Below are 1,016 nucleotides of genomic sequence, written 5' to 3'. Positions count from 1 at the left end.
CGCATGCCGCATCTGCTCGTCGCCGGCACCACCGGCTCGGGCAAGTCGGTCGCGATCAACACCATGATCCTGTCGATCCTCTACCGGCTGAAGCCGGAGGAGTGCCGGCTGATCATGGTCGACCCCAAGATGCTCGAGCTTTCCGTCTATGACGGCATCCCGCATCTGCTTACCCCCGTCGTCACCGACCCGAAGAAGGCGGTCGTCGCCCTGAAATGGGCGGTGCGCGAGATGGAGGAGCGCTACAAGAAGATGTCGAAGCTCGGTGTGCGCAACATCGACGGCTTCAATGTCCGGGTCGGCGAGGCGCTCGCGGCCGGCGAGGTCATCACCCGCACGGTCCAGACCGGCTTCGACAAGCATTCGGGCGAGGCGATCTACGAGGAGGAGGCGATGGACCTGTCGCCTCTGCCCTATATCGTCGTGATCGTCGACGAGATGGCCGACCTGATGATGGTCGCCGGCAAGGAGATCGAGGGCACGATCCAGCGCCTGGCGCAGATGGCGCGGGCCGCCGGCATCCATGTCGTGCTGGCGACGCAGCGGCCTTCGGTCGACGTGATCACCGGCACGATCAAGGCGAACTTCCCGACGCGCATCTCCTTCCAGGTGACCAGCAAGATCGACAGCCGCACCATCCTCGGCGAGATGGGCGCCGAGCAGCTGCTCGGCCAGGGCGACATGCTCTACATGGCCGGCGGCGGCCGGATCACCCGCGTGCACGGCCCGTTCGTCTCGGACGCCGAGGTCGAGAAGGTCGTCGCGCATCTGAAGACGCAAGGGCGGCCGGACTATCTCGACGCGGTCACCGCCGAGGAGGAGGCCGGAGCCGGCGAGGACGAGGACGGCGCGGTCTTCGACAAGAGCGCGATGGGCCAGGCTGAGAGCGACGATCCCTATGAGCAGGCGGTGGCGGTCGTGCTGCGCGACAAGAAGGCCTCGACCTCCTACATCCAGCGCCGCCTGCAGATCGGCTACAACCGCGCCGCCTCGATCATGGAGCGGATGGAGAACGA

1 protein-coding gene is annotated in these 1,016 nt (G+C 66.3%); it reads left to right on the top strand.

The genetic code is table 11. The features are described from left to right. On the top strand, positions 1 to 1,016 hold a 1,016-nt coding region (locus B6S44_RS24965), incomplete at both ends, for a DNA translocase FtsK (RefSeq protein ID WP_248309752.1).

This window comes from Allobosea sp. Tri-44, assembly GCF_004123845.1.
Taxonomy (GTDB): Bacteria; Pseudomonadota; Alphaproteobacteria; order Rhizobiales; family Beijerinckiaceae; genus Allobosea.
This window is presented reverse-complemented; position numbering and strand designations above follow the sequence as displayed.